This window comes from Aquimarina sp. TRL1 (assembly GCF_013365535.1).
In the GTDB taxonomy this organism is placed as follows: Bacteria; Bacteroidota; Bacteroidia; order Flavobacteriales; family Flavobacteriaceae; genus Aquimarina; species Aquimarina hainanensis.
In genome coordinates this window covers 3,006,368-3,023,938 of sequence record NZ_CP053590.1, presented here as the reverse complement: position 1 = coordinate 3,023,938, position 17,571 = coordinate 3,006,368, and the positions used below count along the sequence as shown (strand labels likewise).

Below are 17,571 nucleotides of genomic sequence, written 5' to 3'. Positions count from 1 at the left end.
CTTCTGGATACACCATAAACTCCTATCATCCAACTAAACAAAAAAATTAGACATAGAAACACGAATCCTACTAAAAAAAGATCACATTATTAAATAGAGGGGGTAATTCATCCCTCTAAAGATAATAAATTATTTTATATGACTTATAACGTCATACTTGGTAATGATATGGTGCTTATTATTTCCTAAATTTACCAGAACAGCAGAGTTCCCTTTTTTAATGAGTCCTGATATTTCATCTAATGAAGTGTTTTTTTCCACGATAGGAAATGGTGGATTCATAATTTCTTTTATGGGAGTATCTGCCAGGTTTTTATCATCCAGAAAAGCTGTAAAAAGAGCACTTTCATCCACTGAACCAACAAACCCCTCGCTATCTACAACAGGTATTTGGGATATTTGAAACTTTCGGATTCGCTCAATCGCATGTGACACTAATTCTTCTGTTTTCACAGTTACCAGCTGTTTATCTTCATGCGCTTTTATAAGATCAGAGGCTGTATATGCTTCCTCTTCTACAAACCCTCTTTCTTTCATCCAATCATCATTAAACATCTTCCCTACGTACCTGCTTCCATGATCGTGAAAAAGGATAACAACAACATCTTCAGGTTTGAATTCTTTTTTTAATTGCAATAACCCTTTGATCGCTGCCCCTGCGCTATTCCCTAAGAACATTCCTTCTTCTCTTGCCAATTTTTGCGTATAAATGGCAGCATCTTTATCAGTTACTTTGGTAAAACCATCAATAACCGAAAAATCTACGTTTTTAGGCAAAATATCTTCTCCAATACCTTCTGTGATATAAGGGTAGATTTCATTTTCATCAAAAATTCCCGTTTCATGATATTTTTTAAAAACAGAGCCATACGTATCTACTCCCCATATCTTTACATTTGGATTTTTTTCTTTTAAATACTTCCCTACTCCAGAGATTGTCCCTCCTGTACCAACGCCTACAATAAAATGAGTAACCTTTCCATCTGTTTGCTCCCATATCTCTGGTCCTGTACTTTCGTAATGAGCTAACGTATTAGAAGGGTTATCATATTGATTAACATACCATGAATTAGGTGTCTCTTCAGACAATCGTTTGGAAACAGAATAATACGATCTCGGATCCTCAGGATCTACATTAGTAGGGCACACCATAACTTTTGCTCCCACTGCTCTCAAAATATCCATTTTTTCTTTGGATTGTTTATCTGCCATCACACAGATCAACTTATACCCTTTCACAACTGCTGCAAGAGCCAATCCCATTCCTGTATTTCCAGAAGTTCCTTCTATGATCGTCCCTCCTGGTTGTAATCTACCATCAGATTCAGCATCCTCAATCATCTTTAATGCCATCCGATCTTTTACAGAATTCCCGGGGTTAAATGTTTCATATTTTGCCAACACCAACGCATCAACATCTTTCACCAATGCGTTCATTTTTACTAATGGAGTATTTCCTATCGTTTCTAAAATATTCTCTGCGTATTCCAAGACCCTATAATTATTTAGTTAAACAAAAACCGAATGACAGTACCAAACCTTTATTCTTTTTACAAAAAAACACATCCCTACAGAATAATCTTCTAAGAATTATCTTTAGAAATGATATTTTATTCTAAGCACAAAGATAACAAGATGTGTCATCAACCTCCACTTTTTTTAGCAAATAATCTTTTTATTCAAAACGTATTGCCTTAACCGGAGATACTTTTGATACGATATAGGATGGAATTAATAACATAATAAGACATAATAACAAGGTCCCCAGGTTTAACAATAATACATATCCTATATCAATATGTACCGGAGCTGTACTCACATAATAGGTCTCTGGGTTCAGTTTAATTACACCGTATAATTTCTGAATCCACAACAATCCCAACCCAATAAGATTCCCCCAAAAAAGCCCAATCATGATCAAATAGGCTGCATTATACAGGAATACCTTTCTAATGCTCCAATCTGAACTTCCTAATGCTTTCAGAATACCAATCATAGGTGTACGTTCCAAAATCAAAACTAACAAAGCAGTAATCATATTAATCCCGGCTACCAAAATAATAATCGCTATAATCCCTATAATATTGAGGTCGAATAATTTTAACCATTCGAATATCGTTTCGTATTTACTAGCAATTGTTTCCTGATATAATACGGGGTAAATAGTTTCATTGACTTCAACGCCTTTTTCTTCCAAATGCTCAAAATTGTCTATAAAGATTTCAAAATTCCCAATTTCATTTTCTTTCCATTTATTCAAACGTTGAATATGTCTTATATCACAAAGAACAAAAACCTCATCAAACTCCTGAAATCCTGAAGAATAAATTCCTGTCACTACAAAAGATCTAATATTTGGCACTGGATTAGAAGATTTTCCTTTTTTTAGGAAGTATGTATTGGCTTTGTCTCCAATACTTAGCTGTAACCTATCTGCAATATGTTTAGAAATTAGAATTTCGGTATTTACCGGGTGACTTGTATCATAATCAGGAATTTTCCCTTCTACCAAATACTCTTCGAAAGTAGACCAATCATAGTCTGCCCCTACGCCTTTTACTACAATCCCTTCAAAATCCGAAGCTGTCCTTATAATCCCAGCTTTTGTAGCCACTCCCTGTACATGTGCTATCCCTTCTAATGATGAAAACTCAGGATAGAAAGACTCATTTTTATCTATAGGCACTAATGATTCTATACTCTGATTATTATCATAACTGGAGACTACAATATGCCCATTAAATGCTGCTACTTTTTCCCGTATTTTTTTCTGAAGACCTACTCCTGTTGCTATAGTAATCAACATCATCACCATTCCCAAAGCAATTGCAAAAATCGCAATTTTTATTATTGGTGTCGATATGCTACTTTTATGCTCTTTACCTTTGATAAGGCGTTTAGCTATAAAATATTCGAAATTCAAACTTATTTATGGTTTTTATAAAACATACATTCAAAAATACATTTTTATTCTTCTTTCTCCTTTTTATTTCTTGTAGAAATAATGCTTCTTCTAATTTTGCAACAGCAAAAATAGATTCTCAAACGGTTTCTAAGGTAAATAAAACAGCTACTTCCGTATCTCAACCTCCTGTTGTAGGAGCAAATCAGTTAGACGCATACCTCCCGTTACTCAAAAATAAAAATGTAGCATTTGTGGGGAATCAAACCAGTGTAATTTTCAGAAACGATACCAAAACTACTCACCTGGTAGATTCACTTATCGCCCATTCGATAAAAATAAAAAAAGTCTTTTCTCCCGAACATGGCTTTAGAGGTAAAGCAGACGCGGCAGAACACGTTGCTGATGGAAGAGATAAAAAAACTGGTATTCCGATTATATCACTATATGGCAAAAATAAAAAGCCTACTTCTGATATGTTAAAAAACATAGACATAATCGTATTCGATATTCAGGATGTAGGAGTTCGCTTTTATACCTACATTTCTACATTACATTATGTGATGCAATCTTGTGCAGAAAACCAGATTCCTGTTATTATATTAGATCGACCCAACCCAAACGGGCATTATATAGACGGTCCTGTTTTAGACACCAGACATAGTAGTTTTGTAGGAATGCATCCAGTTCCTTTAGTACATGGAATGACTATTGGAGAATATGCACAAATGATTAATGGAGAAGGTTGGTTACAGACCGATCAGAAATGCAATCTCACCATAATCCCTGTAAAAAACTATACTCACACAACTCCTTATCACCTTCCCATCAGACCTTCTCCCAATCTCCCTAATGATATTGCTATTAATCTATATCCCAGTTTAGGTTTATTCGAAGGTACAACTATCAATGCAGGTCGAGGAACCGAAATGCAATTTCAGCTAATTGGAGCTCCGGAATTACCTAAAGACAAATACCCTTTTAGCTATACTCCTGCTCCTAATTTTGGAGCTAAAAACCCTAAACACAAAGGAAATCTCTGCAACGGTATTGATCTTAGAAACACCGAAAAAATGAATAGAATTAACTTAAGCTGGATTATAAATGCCTATAAACTTTCTAGTAAAAAAGCTGTTTTTTTCAAAAACAAATCATTTACCATACACGCAGGAAATACTTTATTACAAAAACAAATAGAGCAAGGAGTTTCTATACAAAAAATCCGAGATTCATGGAACTCAGACCTAAACATTTATAAGAAAACACGCGCTAAGTACCTCTTGTACAAATAACAAATACCGTATAACAAAAAACCCCATTTTCAGGGATATACAGACATATAGGATTTGATACATTTGCTTATGCTCAAATCTTTGCAAAAAAACATATTAATTATCCTATTAGGCTGTTTTCCTTTTATTTATGCTCAAAAAGCAGTAGAAGAAATTTCTGCTTTTCCTGCAAAAAAAATAGCGCCCGAAGTACAAAAAAAGGAACTAGCCAAGCTTAGAATTACCACAGAATTAGGGATTGCCGATCGGTTATTTGTTCAAAAAGACATTAATGCCGCCGCTGCCATTTATAAAAAAATCTTAAAAGAAGCTATTCCTTCTAATTTATTAAAAGAGCAGGCAGAAATTTATCATAAACTAAAGCTTATCGCCTTACAAAAAGACGATTATAAAAGTGCCTTTGCACTTTCTTCTCAATATTTTGTGATAAAAGATTCTATCAATGCGTTAGAGCGTTTGAAAAAGATAACTTTTCTTGAAAACAAGTATCAAAAACTTCAGAAAGAAAAAGAAAAACTGACCTTATTAAACAAAGAAGATGAACTCAGGCATATTGACCTTCAAAAAGACATTCAGCGAAAGGAAAATGAAAATCAAATCTTGTTTTTAAAAAATACTGCTGAAAGAAGAAGAAATGAAATCATTCTTTTAAAAAAAGACAAGCAGCTCAAAGAATTAGAAATCAACCGTCAAAAAGAAATAAAGAAAATCACCTTTATTTCATTTATTATTACATTAATTCCTATCATAGGGTTGCTCATTTTATATTATCAAAAATTAAAAACACAAAGCCTGCTCAACAAAAAACTAAAAGAGATCGGTCAACAACGAATTTCTACCATATTAAAAGATCAGGAATTAAAATTAATTCGGGCTTCCATTGAAGGACAAGACAGAGAACGAAAAAGAATAGCTCAGGAGCTACATGATAGTATTGGAGGTAATCTTGCCGCCATAAAATTACAATTCAGCAATTTATCCAAAGACAGAGGCAAATTCAAAACATTATACCATCAGTTAGATGACACATACCAACAAGTAAGAACTTTATCACATAATTTAATTCCAACCAAATTTCGTCAAAACGATTTTGTACCTTTGATCACAGAATATATGAAAAACATTGAGGAAGCAAGCAAATTAAAGGTGATGCTTTCTATATACCCGGAAGATGATATCAATAATGAAATAGACGAAAAGTTACAAAATGAAATTTTCATAATTCTACAGGAATTAATTACTAATACAATAAAACATAGCGGAGCAACTCGGTTAGATATTCAAATAGACCTTATTCACGACACCATTCATTTAATTTTTGAAGATAATGGAATAGGGTTCAGTTGTGCTCTGATTACACCAGGAGTAGGACTAACCAGCCTCAAAAGGCGTCTAAAGGCGTTGGACGGGGTCTATACCATTGATTCCAGACACAAAAGAGGAACTATCATTAATATCGAAATCCCTAATAAAAAACATATTATATTATGAAATACAACCTTATCATTGCAGACGATCATAAAATGTTTTTGGACGGTTTACTTAGTATTCTTAATGAAGAACAAGACTACAATATCTTATTAACTGCAAAAAACGGAAGTAACATCATAAAATATGTAGAGATCAACCCAAAAGAAAAAATTGACCTGATCATTACTGATATCAGCATGCCAGAAGTAGATGGCATCACATTAAACAAGATGCTGAAAGAAAAAAACAGAAATATAAAAACACTGGTTGTCAGTATGCATAACAATGCAGAAATGATTGACAATCTGATTGAGCATGATGTTGATGGGTATGTTCCTAAAAATGCTGAAAAAGAAGAATTACTTTTAGCTATAAAAACAATTTTAGGAGGTGAAAAATATTTCTCAAAAGAGATTAAAGATATTTATATTGAAAATAAGTTTTCTAAAAAGAAACAAAACGAAATTAAACTAACTCAAAGAGAAATTGATGTTATCACTCTGATCGCACAAGAATATACAACTCAAGAAATTGCAGATCAGTTATTTTTAAGCAAGCACACTATAGAAAGTTATCGAAAAAACCTCATCGCCAAACTCAATGTCAGAAATTTGGCTGGACTTACTAAGTACGCACTAAAAATGAAATATATAGAACCTTAAGCGAATATCCCTCATTAATATTTCTATCCCACTTCCTTTTTTTTATCTAGGAGAACTCACAAGTTAATTCCTTATGCTATTTTGCATCTTTTTTTAGAATTTTTATAAAAATTCTTATCAAACAAAAAAAGCGTTGCTTTCTTACTGTTTCTATACATATACGCTCTTCTTTCACCCAACACTTTCCTCTCTGCTTTTCTTCTTTTTTTATTAAAACTCACGCTATTTCCTCGTTTTCTATAGAAAAGTCAACAAACAGATAAGACCAGCAATAATTTATCAAAAAAAACACCCCCTGTTTTCAGGGTAGTTATTTTCACTACAAAGAGTGTTTATCCCCCAGGAGATATCCCCCATCTTTGCATTGTTCTTATAACACAGAGCGAGTTAAAACTATTACTAACCCTATAAATCTTATAAAATCATGACTTGGGGAATCACATTAATTATACTAAGTATTTTAGCAGTACCATCATTATTACTATCTAAAAAACCAAACGCAAAAGAATTACTGGATAAAATCGAACCATATCAAGGTTGGATTGGGCTTGTATTTTGTTTCTGGGGAGTATGGGGAGTTATCTCTGCAATTTTAAATATTGGATGGCTTACAACACACCCTATCTGGTGGGTAACATTATTAGCTGGTAACCTTGTAGAAGCAGTATTAGGGTTTTTATTAGGATTCGGAATGATTAACAAACTTGTACTTTCTAAAAATGAAGCAGCAAAAGAGAAAGCACTACAATTAAGAGCAAAATTAGCTCCTATGCAAGGAAAACTAGGGATGCTTGGTCTTATCGTTGGAGTTTGGATGATCGTTGCATACATCTTATTCTTCTAAAAAAAACAGTCATATATCATACAATCATGAAATACACAATCTACCTGCTGTTTTTAATTTGTAGCTCTCCGATCTTTTCTCAGGAGACACAAAATGCTATCGAAGTTGTCGGAGAAACTGAGGCAACCATTACTATAGACCGATATAATATGCTCATAAATATCAAAGAAGTTTTAGCCGATGGATATAGAAATTTAGAAGCTAAAAGCCTTGATGAAGTAACAAACACTTATAAAAGTAAATTAAAAACAGCAGGAATAGATTTTGCTAAATTTCAGAAAAATACCTCCTATAAACTCTATGCGGGAACTTCAGAAATAAACGAAGTAATGTATTACAACTACACTTCTAACTCCTCTGAAGAAGTCGAAAAAATAATGGCCTTAAAAACCCCTGGAGTAAGAGTTACAAATGTTGAAATCATAGCAAAAGAAAAAAGCGCAGAAGAGCTTGCTACGATTAGCCATAAAGCAATTCTAAATGCCAAAAGTATTGCGCAAAAAATGGCAGAAAAACTCAACAAAAACATTGGAGATATTATCGCTATTAGAAGTTCAAATACATCCAGCCAATACATAGATATTAACAAGATAACATCTACTCAAAAATACTATGTAACGGTTTCTTTTAAACTATTATAAATACAAACAGACCGTGTGTCTAACCTATACAATCAACACTAATAAATATTCAATAATGAAAACAAAAATTTTAGTACTACTCAGTATTTTCGCACTTGGAAGTTCTGTAACCTTACAAGCACAAAAACTTAAAAAATTCGGAAGTTCTATCGAAAAAAAGATCGGACCTAAAACCATCAAAGTTCCTTATACAGATGTTGTATCTTACCTAGGATATGCAACTCCAGGAAATGAAGATCAAGTAAAAGATGGGAAAAAATTCTACTACATATATGTATGGATTCCTGCAGTAGCTCCTGAATTAGGAGTAAGAATGATGTCTCCTGTAGGAAAAAACAAAATAAAGAATGCAACTGTATCTAAAGCATATGCTGATAACAGCAAATCGAATGACTACTTTGATACATACATTACATTAGAGCGTTCCGATATTATCAGTAAAAATAACATTACAGAAGATGCTGTAAAAAATGCCAACTGGGTAACACTTGCTAGCAATGATGACAGTGGAGAAATGCCTAAACAGCCTAGTGGGAGCAGCTACAACTCTCTTTTGAGATACAAGAGTGAAATCAGCAGCCCTACAAAAGCACTTACTGTAGGTTTATACAGAGTTGGGTTTACTACATATAAAAGAGGTGAAGTAAAAGGAACATTTGTAGCTCAGGTTGCTGCTCCTATAAAACTTCCTGGAGTAGCAATGGCAAAAACTATTGCTGACCTTAAAAAAGAGTTAAGTAAATAATTAACACTGATTTCAGACACACAAAACTACTGTCTTTTATGGCAACCATAAGAGACGGTAGTTCTCACAACAGATCATCTCAGGTTTCCTGTACTTTCAATAACACAACATAGCGACCTTAAAATAACTAACACCATCTGGTCTTGTAATTTTATCAGGAGATCTACAGAAAAAACTTGTTCATAAAATAAAACACAATACTCCCTAATCAAAAAAACATAGCTTTTGCAAAATGTTTTTTGATTACATGCATTACTACTAAACACATTTTATGTCTTTATCAAAAATCAGAAATTACCGGGAGTTTTTTTGGTCTAAAACAACAGCTGTATCCCAGCAACTTTTAGACATTATAAAGACAACATCTTCTTTATTATATCTGAATAAAGATACAAGATCTTTCACACTATCTGATGCTTATGATGGTATAAACCAACAACGATTACGCCCTACTTATAAAATTGATTACATCAGGATCCTCCAAGTTTATATTTCCCATAGCAAAACATCAGAAAGAGACCAAAAAACAATCCCATATCTAGGTATAGCACACCTTATGCTAAGTACCGCTGTACAACACAAAAACGTATATCAGACAATAAAAAAATATCCCTTCTACTGTAGATGGGAGAAGTGACAAAAACGTATAACCAAATTTAACAAGGCAAACATTAGAAATGAGAGTAATGTTCAATTAAGAGTTCTAAAATTTCAAAATGTCGTAGCTGTTATAGATGCCCCCCAATCATCCTATAGCTTCCAATCCACCTTTACGGCATTTTGAAATTGCCTTTAGGAATTAAACAATAAATTGAAACGATCATGATGAGTTCCACAATAACAACAGATATCAATAAAGCTTTTAAGCTGGATACCATAGGAAATACTACCTATACAATACAAGAGTTAAAAAAATTAGGAAAAAATGAATTAATTGACATTGCAATCAATATCATTAAACAGAAAAAACATCTAGGAAAAATTATTTACAGAGAGGATTTTGACTTTATCAAGGTAGTTACTGATAACAGAAAAATTATTGTTTCTTTTGAGCGGAATGTACTTTATGTGCCTTTATATGCAAAATTCTATTATAATCTCGAGGTCGAATTACCTAGTGGAAAAGTAAAACAGAAAAGTAATCGGAATAATTGCTATGGGAAAAATGGTCATTTTCATAAGGACAGCGGAGTTGATTTTTATTCCAAAACAAAGTTTTATATCCCTACAAAGGAACATACAAAATATATCAACCTCGTAGTAAAAGCTATTTATGGAAGTTCTATAGAAATCAACACTAGAGCATGGGATCTAAAGATGACGATTTTTGAAGAGAATGATCACTTTTACGTAGAAGAAAAAGCAGAAAACCCAAATAGCAAAAGTAGCGGTTCTTATTACAAAATACATAAAGAAACCGGAGAGATTATCGGAACTCCTAAAATTGAAACTCATTTTACCTCTGCTCCAAAAATCCCTGGAGTATCAAAAGATCAAAACAGATTAGAAGCATTAGGATTCAGAGAGATTTTTTAATACAATAAAAGCCCCCTTTATTTTATTGCTTTTATCCTCCCTGAAATAACATCTTCATTTTTTCTACTATTCTAAATGCTGCAGGACATATAGCCACATTGTGCATGGTCAGGTGAGCAATCTGATGAAACTTTTTTCGATCTGTATGTGGATACTCCCTACATGCTTTTGGTCGGACATCATAAATCAAACAGTAGTTATCAGAAGCTAAAAAACGACAAGGTGTTTCTTGTAAAACCATATCCCCTTCTTCATCTTTTCGAAGGTATTTCTGCTCAAAATCATATGGTTTCATTTTCATGTATTTAGCAATTCGCTCGATGTCCTTATCAGTAAACAAAGGACCAGTTGTTTTACAGCAATTAGCACATGTCAGACAGTCCGTCTCGGCAAACTCTTCATCATGCAGTTGCTGCATTGTTATATCAAACCGTTTGGGCTGCTTCTTTTTTAATTTGGAAAAGAACTTTTTATTCTCGTTATGTTTATCTTTGGCGAGTGTCGGTAATTGATCTAAAAAATCCTGCATACAGCAAAAGTAACCTATTAATTACCGTTTATAAAGAGATTGCATTTCTTATTTAGAAATCATAGCATAATATAGAATGAATACAGATATTTTTGGCTTAGCAATACAGGATTATTACACCAGTAATTCCCCGGAAGATATCACTGTAATTGCGCCCGATTTTGATGATGATCTAATTCCTATTGCTTATTTATTCAGAGAGTACTCACTCATGCCTGCAATAGAACAAAAAGCACTTGAACTTTCTTATGGAACAGTTTTGGATGTTGGTTGCGGAGCCGGAAGTCACAGTCTATATCTGCAAAAAGAGAAAAAACTAAACGTAAAAGCGATCGATATCTCTGCCGGAGCAATTCGCATTGCACATAAAAGAGGCGTGTCCAATGCCGCATGCGAAAATTTCTTTGATCAGGAAGGGAGCTATGACACCCTTCTTTTTTTAATGAATGGTAGCGGCATCATCGGAAGGCTTCCTAATATTGACTATTTTTTTACTCAAGTAAAAAAGCTTCTTCATCCTAAGGGACAAATCCTCATAGATTCTTCGGACATCTCTTATTTATTCGAAGATGAAGATGGTGGTTTTTGGGTGGATGCTAATGCTGACTACTACGGAGAGATGAAATACAAACTCCGGTACAAGGGCGATGAATCTGAATGGTTTGATTGGTTGTACATAGACTACAATACGCTAGTCAATGCCGCAAATGCTCACGGGTTCATTTGCGAGTGTATTATCAAAGGAGAAAACAACGATTATCTGGCGAGAATCACTGCGAAAAAGAATACCCTTTAGCTTTAAGCTTTTTTACGGTTTCCCGGTATAGATCACGACTCCATAATTCACTAGCTTCTCCTACAGCCTTCTTTAGTGATTGACTTTGTGCTTTTACTTTCTGCCCCACATCCGAAGCTAAAAACCGTTCATATCGTTTGTTTTGCTTTCTGGATAAGCCATCGGGATTCTTCCTGAATTGCTTTCCTGTTTCGGATTTATAAAATGCTAACAACTCCTTTATCTCCTGATGACTAAAGTGTTCTTTATACACCTGAGTCAATAACGATTTTACATTTCCTAAAGTCGTATTTTTCTCTCTTTGCAACTCTTCCCATATGGCGGCGGGGACCTGATGCTGTAATTGATTTCGAAGCAACTCATACATTTGATCTACTGCATTGCTATATTGCTGTGTAGTCCCGTTCAAATCAAAATACTCTTTAACATCTTCATGGTATGATCTTTGCTGCGAAAAAACAGTATATGTCAAAAAGATAAAAAGACTAACGATTACTTTTTTCATAAATTTTAATTTTACTAACGCTCGTTTATCTGGAAAACTCATTTTATGCAAATTACAAAATTATTAAGTCTTTTACTGATAAGTTCAATCTTGTTTACTGCATGTAGTACAGAAGATGATTCCCCAGCATTCAGCGAAGCGCAAATGGCAAATAAAAAAGGGGTAGGAACCTCTGCTAATGATCTCCTAAGTGATATAAATTACAAAGGAATCACATTGGAAATTGTATCTGTCAAAGGAGCGGAACCTACAATAGAAGCTATCAATGGTTTAAGAAAATTCTTAACTGATCGGCTTCATAAACCTGATGGCATCACCATTAAACAACGTACAGTAGCCTCTTCTAACCTTGCTCCTTTTACAATTGAAGAAATTGCTCAAATAGAAAACAACACCCGCACCTCCTATAATACAGGAGACGAAATATCAGTCTATATTTATTTTGCAGATGGCAAAAACGAAAAAGATACAGCTACTAAAAAGACCCTTGGAACTGCCTACCTCAATACATCTATAGTTATCTATGAAGACACCTTAAAAGAATTGAGTAATACCATCAATGCTCCGACCTTACCTATTATAGAGACAGCAGCACTTCATCATGAATTTGCGCACTTATTAGGATTGGTAAATGTAGGAACGCCTCCCGTAACACCTCATGAAGACCTCACTGCTAAAGGTCATTGTAATATTTCAGGATGTTTGATGGGAGCAACCATTGAATTCGGAAATTCAATGATGAGTATCTTAGGGAATGGGATTCCTTCATTAGACCCTCAATGCATTGCCGACTTACAAGCTAACGGTGGAAAATGAACTGTTTTTTCCACATTGATCCTGGCTTTATTCACCCTCTTTTTTTAACACTCTCTGACTGTTAAACTTATATTAAGGCAGGATTCGAGATATAAAAGCTTTTATATCTTCGCTGTAAGGGGAAAACATATGATATCCAGATTGTCAGTATGGTATACATTATACACAATCTCTCCTCTTAGCAATGTAATAAACCTATCCTAATCCTATGAAAAAAAAGATAACTATTGTCTTTTTTAGCCTTAGTTGTATTCTCATTTCTTGTTCTGGCGATGATAGCACCATCCCTGAAGAAGACAACAATACATCTGTGGGGCAAGATGAAATAATTACCATTCCAGTAGTGGTACATGTAGTTAACTACGCTCCGGAACCTTTTGAAATAAGCGATGATAAAATCAAATCGCAAATCAAGGTTTTGAATCAGGATTTCAGAATGAAAAATGAAGATCTTTCTAAAACACCTGATGAATTCAAACCTTTTATTGCAGACATTAAAATAGAATTCAAATTGGCAACAACATCCCCGGAAGGACAACCTACTAAAGGAATCATCAGAACCATGGGAAATGTTACCGGCTTTGATGGAAAAAGAGATGAAGGGGAATCTATAGAAGATCTGGCACTTTTTTTTACGGATAAAGGAGGGCAAGATGCCTGGCCAAACGATCAGTACCTAAATATATGGATTGCTTATTTCAGGGATATAGATAATCAAGTAGTATATGCCTTCTCCAGTGCTCCTGGAGATGATCCGAGAATTGACGGAATTGCCATTGACCCCAATGCGTTTGGAACATTAGCTCCACTACAAAATGGTGTGCATAAAGGTCGAACTGCTACGCATGAAATCGGGCATTGGTTGGGACTTAAACACACTTATGGGACTGCATTCAACTGCTCATCTTCTGACGATGTCAAAGATACCCCACAACAATCCAGAATTTATTACGGTAAACCAAAACACCCTCAAACATCCTGTGGAAGCAATGATATGTTTATGAATTTCATGAATCATGCTGATGACGATGTCATGCATATGTTTACCAAAGGACAAAAAGAAAAAATGAGAGCTATTTTTAATCCGGGAAGCCCAAGAAGAGCACTGTATATTAATATCAAAAATAATTAGATCACGATATCAGTAAAACTATAGATAATCAGATTTTGGATTTTGAAAATAGTTGCCAAAAAAACGCTTTTTTTAGTTTTAGTGAAAAGACTCCTGCCATCAAAAAAATTCGATCAGGAGTCTTTTTTATGTTATTTATCAATACACTTTCTCCCCTCCTAAATATGTTGACATCACCTTTGTATCAGGGATTTCATCTTCAGTTATCGACATAATATCCTGATTGAGAATTACAAAATCAGCAAATTTCCCTTGCGTAATACTTCCTTTTTCGTATTCTTCAAAATTGCTATACGCTGCCCATAATGTCATGCCCTTCAAGGCTTCTTCTCTGGTCAAGGCTTCATTTTTATAAAACCCTTCTTTTGGATATTGTTGCAAATCTTTTCTTGCTACCGCTGCATAAAAAGTATAAAATGGATTCACCTGTTCTACCGGGTAATCGGTTCCTAAGGCTAGTTTTCCCGTTTTATTAAGAAGTGTTTTATAAGCATATGCTCCTTTAATTCTATGCGTCCCCAACCTATGCTCTGCCCAGTACATATCACTGGTAGCATGAGTTGGCTGTACACTCATAATTAAATTATCATCTAATATATCAAACTCTAATGAATCAACTACCTGTGCATGCTCTACTCTCCATCGGCGATTTTTCTTCCCTTTCAGTACTTCATAATAGGTATTCATTACCACTGCATTTGCTGAGTCTCCAATAGCATGAGTATTCATCTGAAAAGGAGAAGCAGCTAATTTCCGAGCTAATTTTTTGAACTCGGCAACTCCGATTACCATAGCTCCATAATGGTTTTCCTGATCAGTATATGGTTTCTTAAGTACTGCTCCTCTCGATCCCAAAGCACCATCTCCATATACTTTAAAAGACGATACGTTTAGGACATCCGTCCGATAAGGTCCTTTTTTTAGATAAGTTGCCACATATTCCGGAGTATTACTAATCATTGCATAGATTCGTATCTTCAATTCTTTTGTTTTTTGCAAGCTATCTATTAGCTGAATAACTTCAGGTGCCAGCCCTGCATCATCTACGGTAGTTAAGCCATAACTAAAGTTAATTGCTTCTGCTTCTTTTAACCCTTGAGCTTGTTCCTTACTACTGGGTTTGGGAATAATTGCTTCTATAAGACTCATTGGATTATCGATCAATACTCCTGTTAGCGCTCCGTCTTTCAAAACTATTTCACCTCCTGACACCTTGGTGTCTTTTGTGATTTTTGCCAAATCGAGAGCCGCCTGATTGACTAGCATAGCATGACCATCCACTCTAGTGATAACTACTGGGATATTTGGAAACAAGCTATCAAAAATTGCTTTGGTCGGATACTCCTTCACTTCCCAATCATTCTGATCCCATCCTCTTCCCCTAATAAATTTTACTTGTTTTTTCTTTTGAAAAGCTACTACCCGCTCAACCACCTCATCAAAACTTTTGGTTCCCACCAAATCGACATTTTGCTGCTGCATCCCCAATCCATAAAAATGACAATGTGCATCTATTAGCCCTGGAACAATCGTTTTTCCTTTGACATCTAATTGCTGTATCCCATGGTATTTTTCCTGAATATCATGACTTGCGCCAACAGCAATAAACTTACCTTCTTTTACTGCAAAAGCTGTTGCTTTGGGAAGCAATGAATCAACTGTATGGATATTGGCATTATAAACTAGTAAATCAACTTTTTCTTTCTCTTGTTTGCATGCTACCAGTGATAAACCTCCCAAAAGAAGCCCCATTATTTTTTTCATATTAGCGTATTTTTAAGTTAGAGTTTGTTTATAGATATGCTAAAAATAACCATATCCTATTATTCTAAAAACAAAAAACTACGCTTCTACAAAAGATTTTGCTTCTTTATAGGGTTCCACCCCCTATATTTTTCTTTGAAGTGATTTAGACTTTTTTCAATTTGCTAAAAAAATTAAAAGTCAAATTTATAGGTTGCCCCTCCTAGTACTTGAATTCCCTGAACTGGATAATTAATCCACTTTTCATATGTTTCTCCCAAAAGATTGTTCCCTTTGGCAAATACCGATAATCTATCATTGAATCTATACCCTATATTAATATTTGCATCTATAAAGCTATCCAGTTCTACTACAGATTGTGCCACTGAAGGAATTGTCAAAGTTGCATGATCCAACTCTTTTCTCTCTCCTACATAAAAAACTTGCGCTCCAAAAGACCATTGATCTGTAATTTGATAATCCATCGTTAACGAAGATTCAATTTCCGGAAGGTTCCATGCTTCTTGTTCTCTGTCCATAGAATAATTAAAATACGTTACAGATGCTCCCAATTTAAATCTATTACTGATAGCAAATCCTATTTCTCCAAATGCCTTTATTGTCTTCATATCATCATATCGGTATGAGAAGGAGTTTCCGTAATCATACCCTTCTAGTAACAACGTTGTTCTGGGATTATTTACCAAAAGGGCTTTATCCATTTCTGATATATAACTTCCTCTAAAGTTATAAGTAACCATATCTGACAATTTTCCTTTAAGACCAATATATCCATCGAATTGATTACTTGTCGGAGATAAAAACAACGTAGGTGATACAAATGGGTTTTTTATAACAGCATCTCTATATGAGTTTTGAGATAAGCCTCCTTCGATTCCTCCATATGCAATAACGGCGTCTTCTAACACCCTATAGGACGCCGTAATATTAGGATAAATAAAGAAATCATTATCACTGTTTTCTATGTCCATACTATAGAATACTGATGCTCCTAATTGCACAGACAGATGATCTCTCAATATAATTAAACTTGGAGCTACTCCAATATTAAAAACACTATACTCATTCGGTATTTGTGACAATGAACCTCTATTCCTTTCGAAACTTCCTCCTAAATAATCAGCTATTACTTTGGTGGTGATTACTTCATCTGCTACCTCAAATTCGAATGTTGGTTTTATCTGTAAACGATGTTCCGAAGTATTAAATGCATCTCCAAAAAAACGATACTCTAGTTGTCCTTTTTTCAGCATGGCATCTTCTATTTCCAGTTGAGCCCCTATTTTTACTCCATAATAGCTTTGTTGTTCTTCTATTCCATCTATTTGTGCTGTTGTTAGAATAGAATTTGCAGGAAGTCCGTACCAGTTTATTAATTTATGCTCTCCTCCTGCTTCAATTCCATAAACCACATCTCTGGTTCTGGAAGTATAATTCAGATCGAGAAAGGTATTGTAAAACTTATCATCCAACACCAAGTCATCAATTCCTCCCTGAGAGGAATTATGATGCAGATACACCCCCATATTATCAGAACGATTTAACTGGAAATTACTATAAAATTCTGCCAATACTGATGTATAATTTCCAAAACCAAGGGTTGCGTAATTATCATACAACTTGGCTTGTTTTGGTTTTTCTATCGCGGCAGCTTTTCCTTTTACCGGTGTAAAAGTAGAAGCGACAGGTACTGAAAAAATACTATAGTTAAGTTCTTTTTTTTGCTGTGTTACCGAATCCTTTACAGAGGGTATTGATTTTATTTTAAAAGCATCACTGATTGTAGGAGTATATGCCTTCACGATCACGACCCGCTCTGTACCTATGGTTTCTTCTTCTTTTTCTTGTGCCATCCCAACAGAACTCATAAGCCCTATCCCTACTAATGCTATTATTTTATGGATATTCTTAATCATAAAACTCTTTTCTATTTACTT

At 34.5% G+C, this 17,571-nt stretch carries 17 protein-coding genes; 11 read left to right on the top strand and 6 right to left on the bottom strand.

Translation table 11 applies throughout. The annotated features are described in order from the left end of the window. Positions 1-129: 129 nt before the first annotated feature. Positions 130-1,491, bottom strand: coding sequence for a pyridoxal-phosphate dependent enzyme (locus HN014_RS12135; RefSeq protein WP_176029138.1), 1,362 nt, complete (start codon positions 1,489-1,491; stop codon positions 130-132). Between the two features lie 184 nt (positions 1,492-1,675). After that, positions 1,676-2,923 (bottom strand): ABC transporter permease, encoded by a 1,248-nt coding sequence (locus HN014_RS12130; RefSeq protein ID WP_176029137.1) that lies wholly within the window; start codon positions 2,921-2,923, stop codon positions 1,676-1,678. Between the two features lie 8 nt (positions 2,924-2,931). On the opposite strand from HN014_RS12130, the gene HN014_RS12125 reads away from it, so the two are divergent. From HN014_RS12125 to HN014_RS12090, 8 genes are all read left to right on the top strand, one after another. After that, on the top strand, positions 2,932-4,194 hold the full coding sequence (locus HN014_RS12125; RefSeq protein WP_176029136.1) for an exo-beta-N-acetylmuramidase NamZ domain-containing protein: 1,263 nt from the start codon (positions 2,932-2,934) through the stop codon (positions 4,192-4,194). 69 nt (positions 4,195-4,263) lie between these two features. After that, positions 4,264-5,685 (top strand): sensor histidine kinase, encoded by a 1,422-nt coding sequence (locus tag HN014_RS12120; RefSeq protein WP_217704328.1) that lies wholly within the window; start codon positions 4,264-4,266, stop codon positions 5,683-5,685. Continuing rightward, positions 5,682-6,326, top strand: coding sequence for a response regulator transcription factor (locus HN014_RS12115; protein ID WP_176029134.1), 645 nt, complete (start codon positions 5,682-5,684; stop codon positions 6,324-6,326). The genes HN014_RS12120 and HN014_RS12115 overlap by 4 nt, the downstream gene beginning before the upstream one ends. A gap of 424 nt (positions 6,327-6,750) precedes the next feature. Further along, positions 6,751-7,170: a hypothetical protein gene (locus HN014_RS12110; protein ID WP_176029133.1), complete on the top strand. Its 420-nt coding sequence runs from the start codon at positions 6,751-6,753 to the stop codon at positions 7,168-7,170. 26 nt (positions 7,171-7,196) lie between these two features. Then, complete coding sequence (locus tag HN014_RS12105) at positions 7,197-7,811, top strand: SIMPL domain-containing protein (RefSeq protein WP_176029132.1); 615 nt, start codon at positions 7,197-7,199, stop codon at positions 7,809-7,811. Positions 7,812-7,866: 55 nt separating this feature from the next. Continuing rightward, positions 7,867-8,556 (top strand): Lipl32 family lipoprotein, encoded by a 690-nt coding sequence (locus tag HN014_RS12100; RefSeq protein WP_176029131.1) that lies wholly within the window; start codon positions 7,867-7,869, stop codon positions 8,554-8,556. A 271-nt stretch (positions 8,557-8,827) separates the two neighbouring features. Then, positions 8,828-9,193 carry a hypothetical protein gene (locus tag HN014_RS12095; RefSeq protein WP_176029130.1) on the top strand — a complete coding sequence of 122 codons (366 nt, stop codon included), beginning with the start codon at positions 8,828-8,830 and terminating at the stop codon, positions 9,191-9,193. Between the two features lie 185 nt (positions 9,194-9,378). Next, a complete protein-coding gene (locus tag HN014_RS12090; RefSeq protein ID WP_176029129.1) occupies positions 9,379-10,092 on the top strand; it encodes a hypothetical protein in 714 nt (237 codons plus the stop codon). Positions 10,093-10,123: 31 nt separating this feature from the next. On the opposite strand, the gene HN014_RS12085 is transcribed toward HN014_RS12090, so the two are convergent. Then, a complete protein-coding gene (locus HN014_RS12085) occupies positions 10,124-10,621 on the bottom strand; it encodes a YkgJ family cysteine cluster protein (protein WP_176029128.1) in 498 nt (165 codons plus the stop codon). A 76-nt stretch (positions 10,622-10,697) separates the two neighbouring features. Here HN014_RS12085 and HN014_RS12080 point away from each other — a divergent pair, with 76 nt between their 5' ends. Next, the gene (locus HN014_RS12080; protein WP_176029127.1) at positions 10,698-11,417 is read left to right on the top strand and encodes a bifunctional 2-polyprenyl-6-hydroxyphenol methylase/3-demethylubiquinol 3-O-methyltransferase UbiG; all 720 of its coding nucleotides are present in this window, start codon (positions 10,698-10,700) and stop codon (positions 11,415-11,417) included. On the opposite strand, the gene HN014_RS12075 is transcribed toward HN014_RS12080, so the two are convergent. After that, positions 11,392-11,922, bottom strand: coding sequence for a DUF2059 domain-containing protein (locus HN014_RS12075; protein WP_176029126.1), 531 nt, complete (start codon positions 11,920-11,922; stop codon positions 11,392-11,394). The genes HN014_RS12080 and HN014_RS12075 overlap by 26 nt on opposite strands. Before the next feature lie 45 nt (positions 11,923-11,967). Here HN014_RS12075 and HN014_RS12070 point away from each other — a divergent pair, with 45 nt between their 5' ends. Together HN014_RS12070 and HN014_RS12065 are read left to right on the top strand one after the other, a co-directional pair. Then, the gene (locus HN014_RS12070; RefSeq protein ID WP_176029125.1) at positions 11,968-12,738 is read left to right on the top strand and encodes a hypothetical protein; all 771 of its coding nucleotides are present in this window, start codon (positions 11,968-11,970) and stop codon (positions 12,736-12,738) included. A 208-nt stretch (positions 12,739-12,946) separates the two neighbouring features. Beyond that, positions 12,947-13,870, top strand: a complete 924-nt coding sequence (locus HN014_RS12065) for a M43 family zinc metalloprotease (protein ID WP_176029124.1) — start codon at positions 12,947-12,949, stop codon at positions 13,868-13,870. A gap of 138 nt (positions 13,871-14,008) precedes the next feature. On the opposite strand, the gene HN014_RS12060 is transcribed toward HN014_RS12065, so the two are convergent. Beyond that, entirely contained in the window at positions 14,009-15,634 is a 1,626-nt protein-coding gene (locus HN014_RS12060) for an amidohydrolase (RefSeq protein ID WP_176029123.1), read from the bottom strand. A 173-nt stretch (positions 15,635-15,807) separates the two neighbouring features. Further along, positions 15,808-17,550, bottom strand: coding sequence for a TonB-dependent receptor (locus HN014_RS12055; RefSeq protein ID WP_176029122.1), 1,743 nt, complete (start codon positions 17,548-17,550; stop codon positions 15,808-15,810). Positions 17,551-17,571 lie beyond the last annotated feature (21 nt).

Bases quoted from the DNA above. Each gene is read 5' to 3' on its own strand.
- HN014_RS12115 (WP_176029134.1), top strand. From the start codon at position 5,682: ATGAAATACAACCTTATCATTGCAGACGATCATAAAATGTTTTTGGAC.
- HN014_RS12105 (WP_176029132.1), top strand. From the start codon at position 7,197: ATGAAATACACAATCTACCTGCTGTTTTTAATTTGTAGCTCTCCGATC.
- HN014_RS12060 (WP_176029123.1), bottom strand. From the start codon at position 15,634: ATGAAAAAAATAATGGGGCTTCTTTTGGGAGGTTTATCACTGGTAGCA.
- HN014_RS12095 (WP_176029130.1), top strand. From the start codon at position 8,828: ATGTCTTTATCAAAAATCAGAAATTACCGGGAGTTTTTTTGGTCTAAA.
- HN014_RS12055 (WP_176029122.1), bottom strand. From the start codon at position 17,550: ATGATTAAGAATATCCATAAAATAATAGCATTAGTAGGGATAGGGCTT.
- HN014_RS12090 (WP_176029129.1), top strand. From the start codon at position 9,379: ATGATGAGTTCCACAATAACAACAGATATCAATAAAGCTTTTAAGCTG.
- HN014_RS12065 (WP_176029124.1), top strand. From the start codon at position 12,947: ATGAAAAAAAAGATAACTATTGTCTTTTTTAGCCTTAGTTGTATTCTC.
- HN014_RS12125 (WP_176029136.1), top strand. From the start codon at position 2,932: ATGGTTTTTATAAAACATACATTCAAAAATACATTTTTATTCTTCTTT.
- HN014_RS12070 (WP_176029125.1), top strand. From the start codon at position 11,968: ATGCAAATTACAAAATTATTAAGTCTTTTACTGATAAGTTCAATCTTG.
- HN014_RS12075 (WP_176029126.1), bottom strand. From the start codon at position 11,922: ATGAAAAAAGTAATCGTTAGTCTTTTTATCTTTTTGACATATACTGTT.
- HN014_RS12120 (WP_217704328.1), top strand. From the start codon at position 4,264: ATGCTCAAATCTTTGCAAAAAAACATATTAATTATCCTATTAGGCTGT.
- HN014_RS12100 (WP_176029131.1), top strand. From the start codon at position 7,867: ATGAAAACAAAAATTTTAGTACTACTCAGTATTTTCGCACTTGGAAGT.
- HN014_RS12080 (WP_176029127.1), top strand. From the start codon at position 10,698: ATGAATACAGATATTTTTGGCTTAGCAATACAGGATTATTACACCAGT.
- HN014_RS12085 (WP_176029128.1), bottom strand. From the start codon at position 10,621: ATGCAGGATTTTTTAGATCAATTACCGACACTCGCCAAAGATAAACAT.
- HN014_RS12110 (WP_176029133.1), top strand. From the start codon at position 6,751: ATGACTTGGGGAATCACATTAATTATACTAAGTATTTTAGCAGTACCA.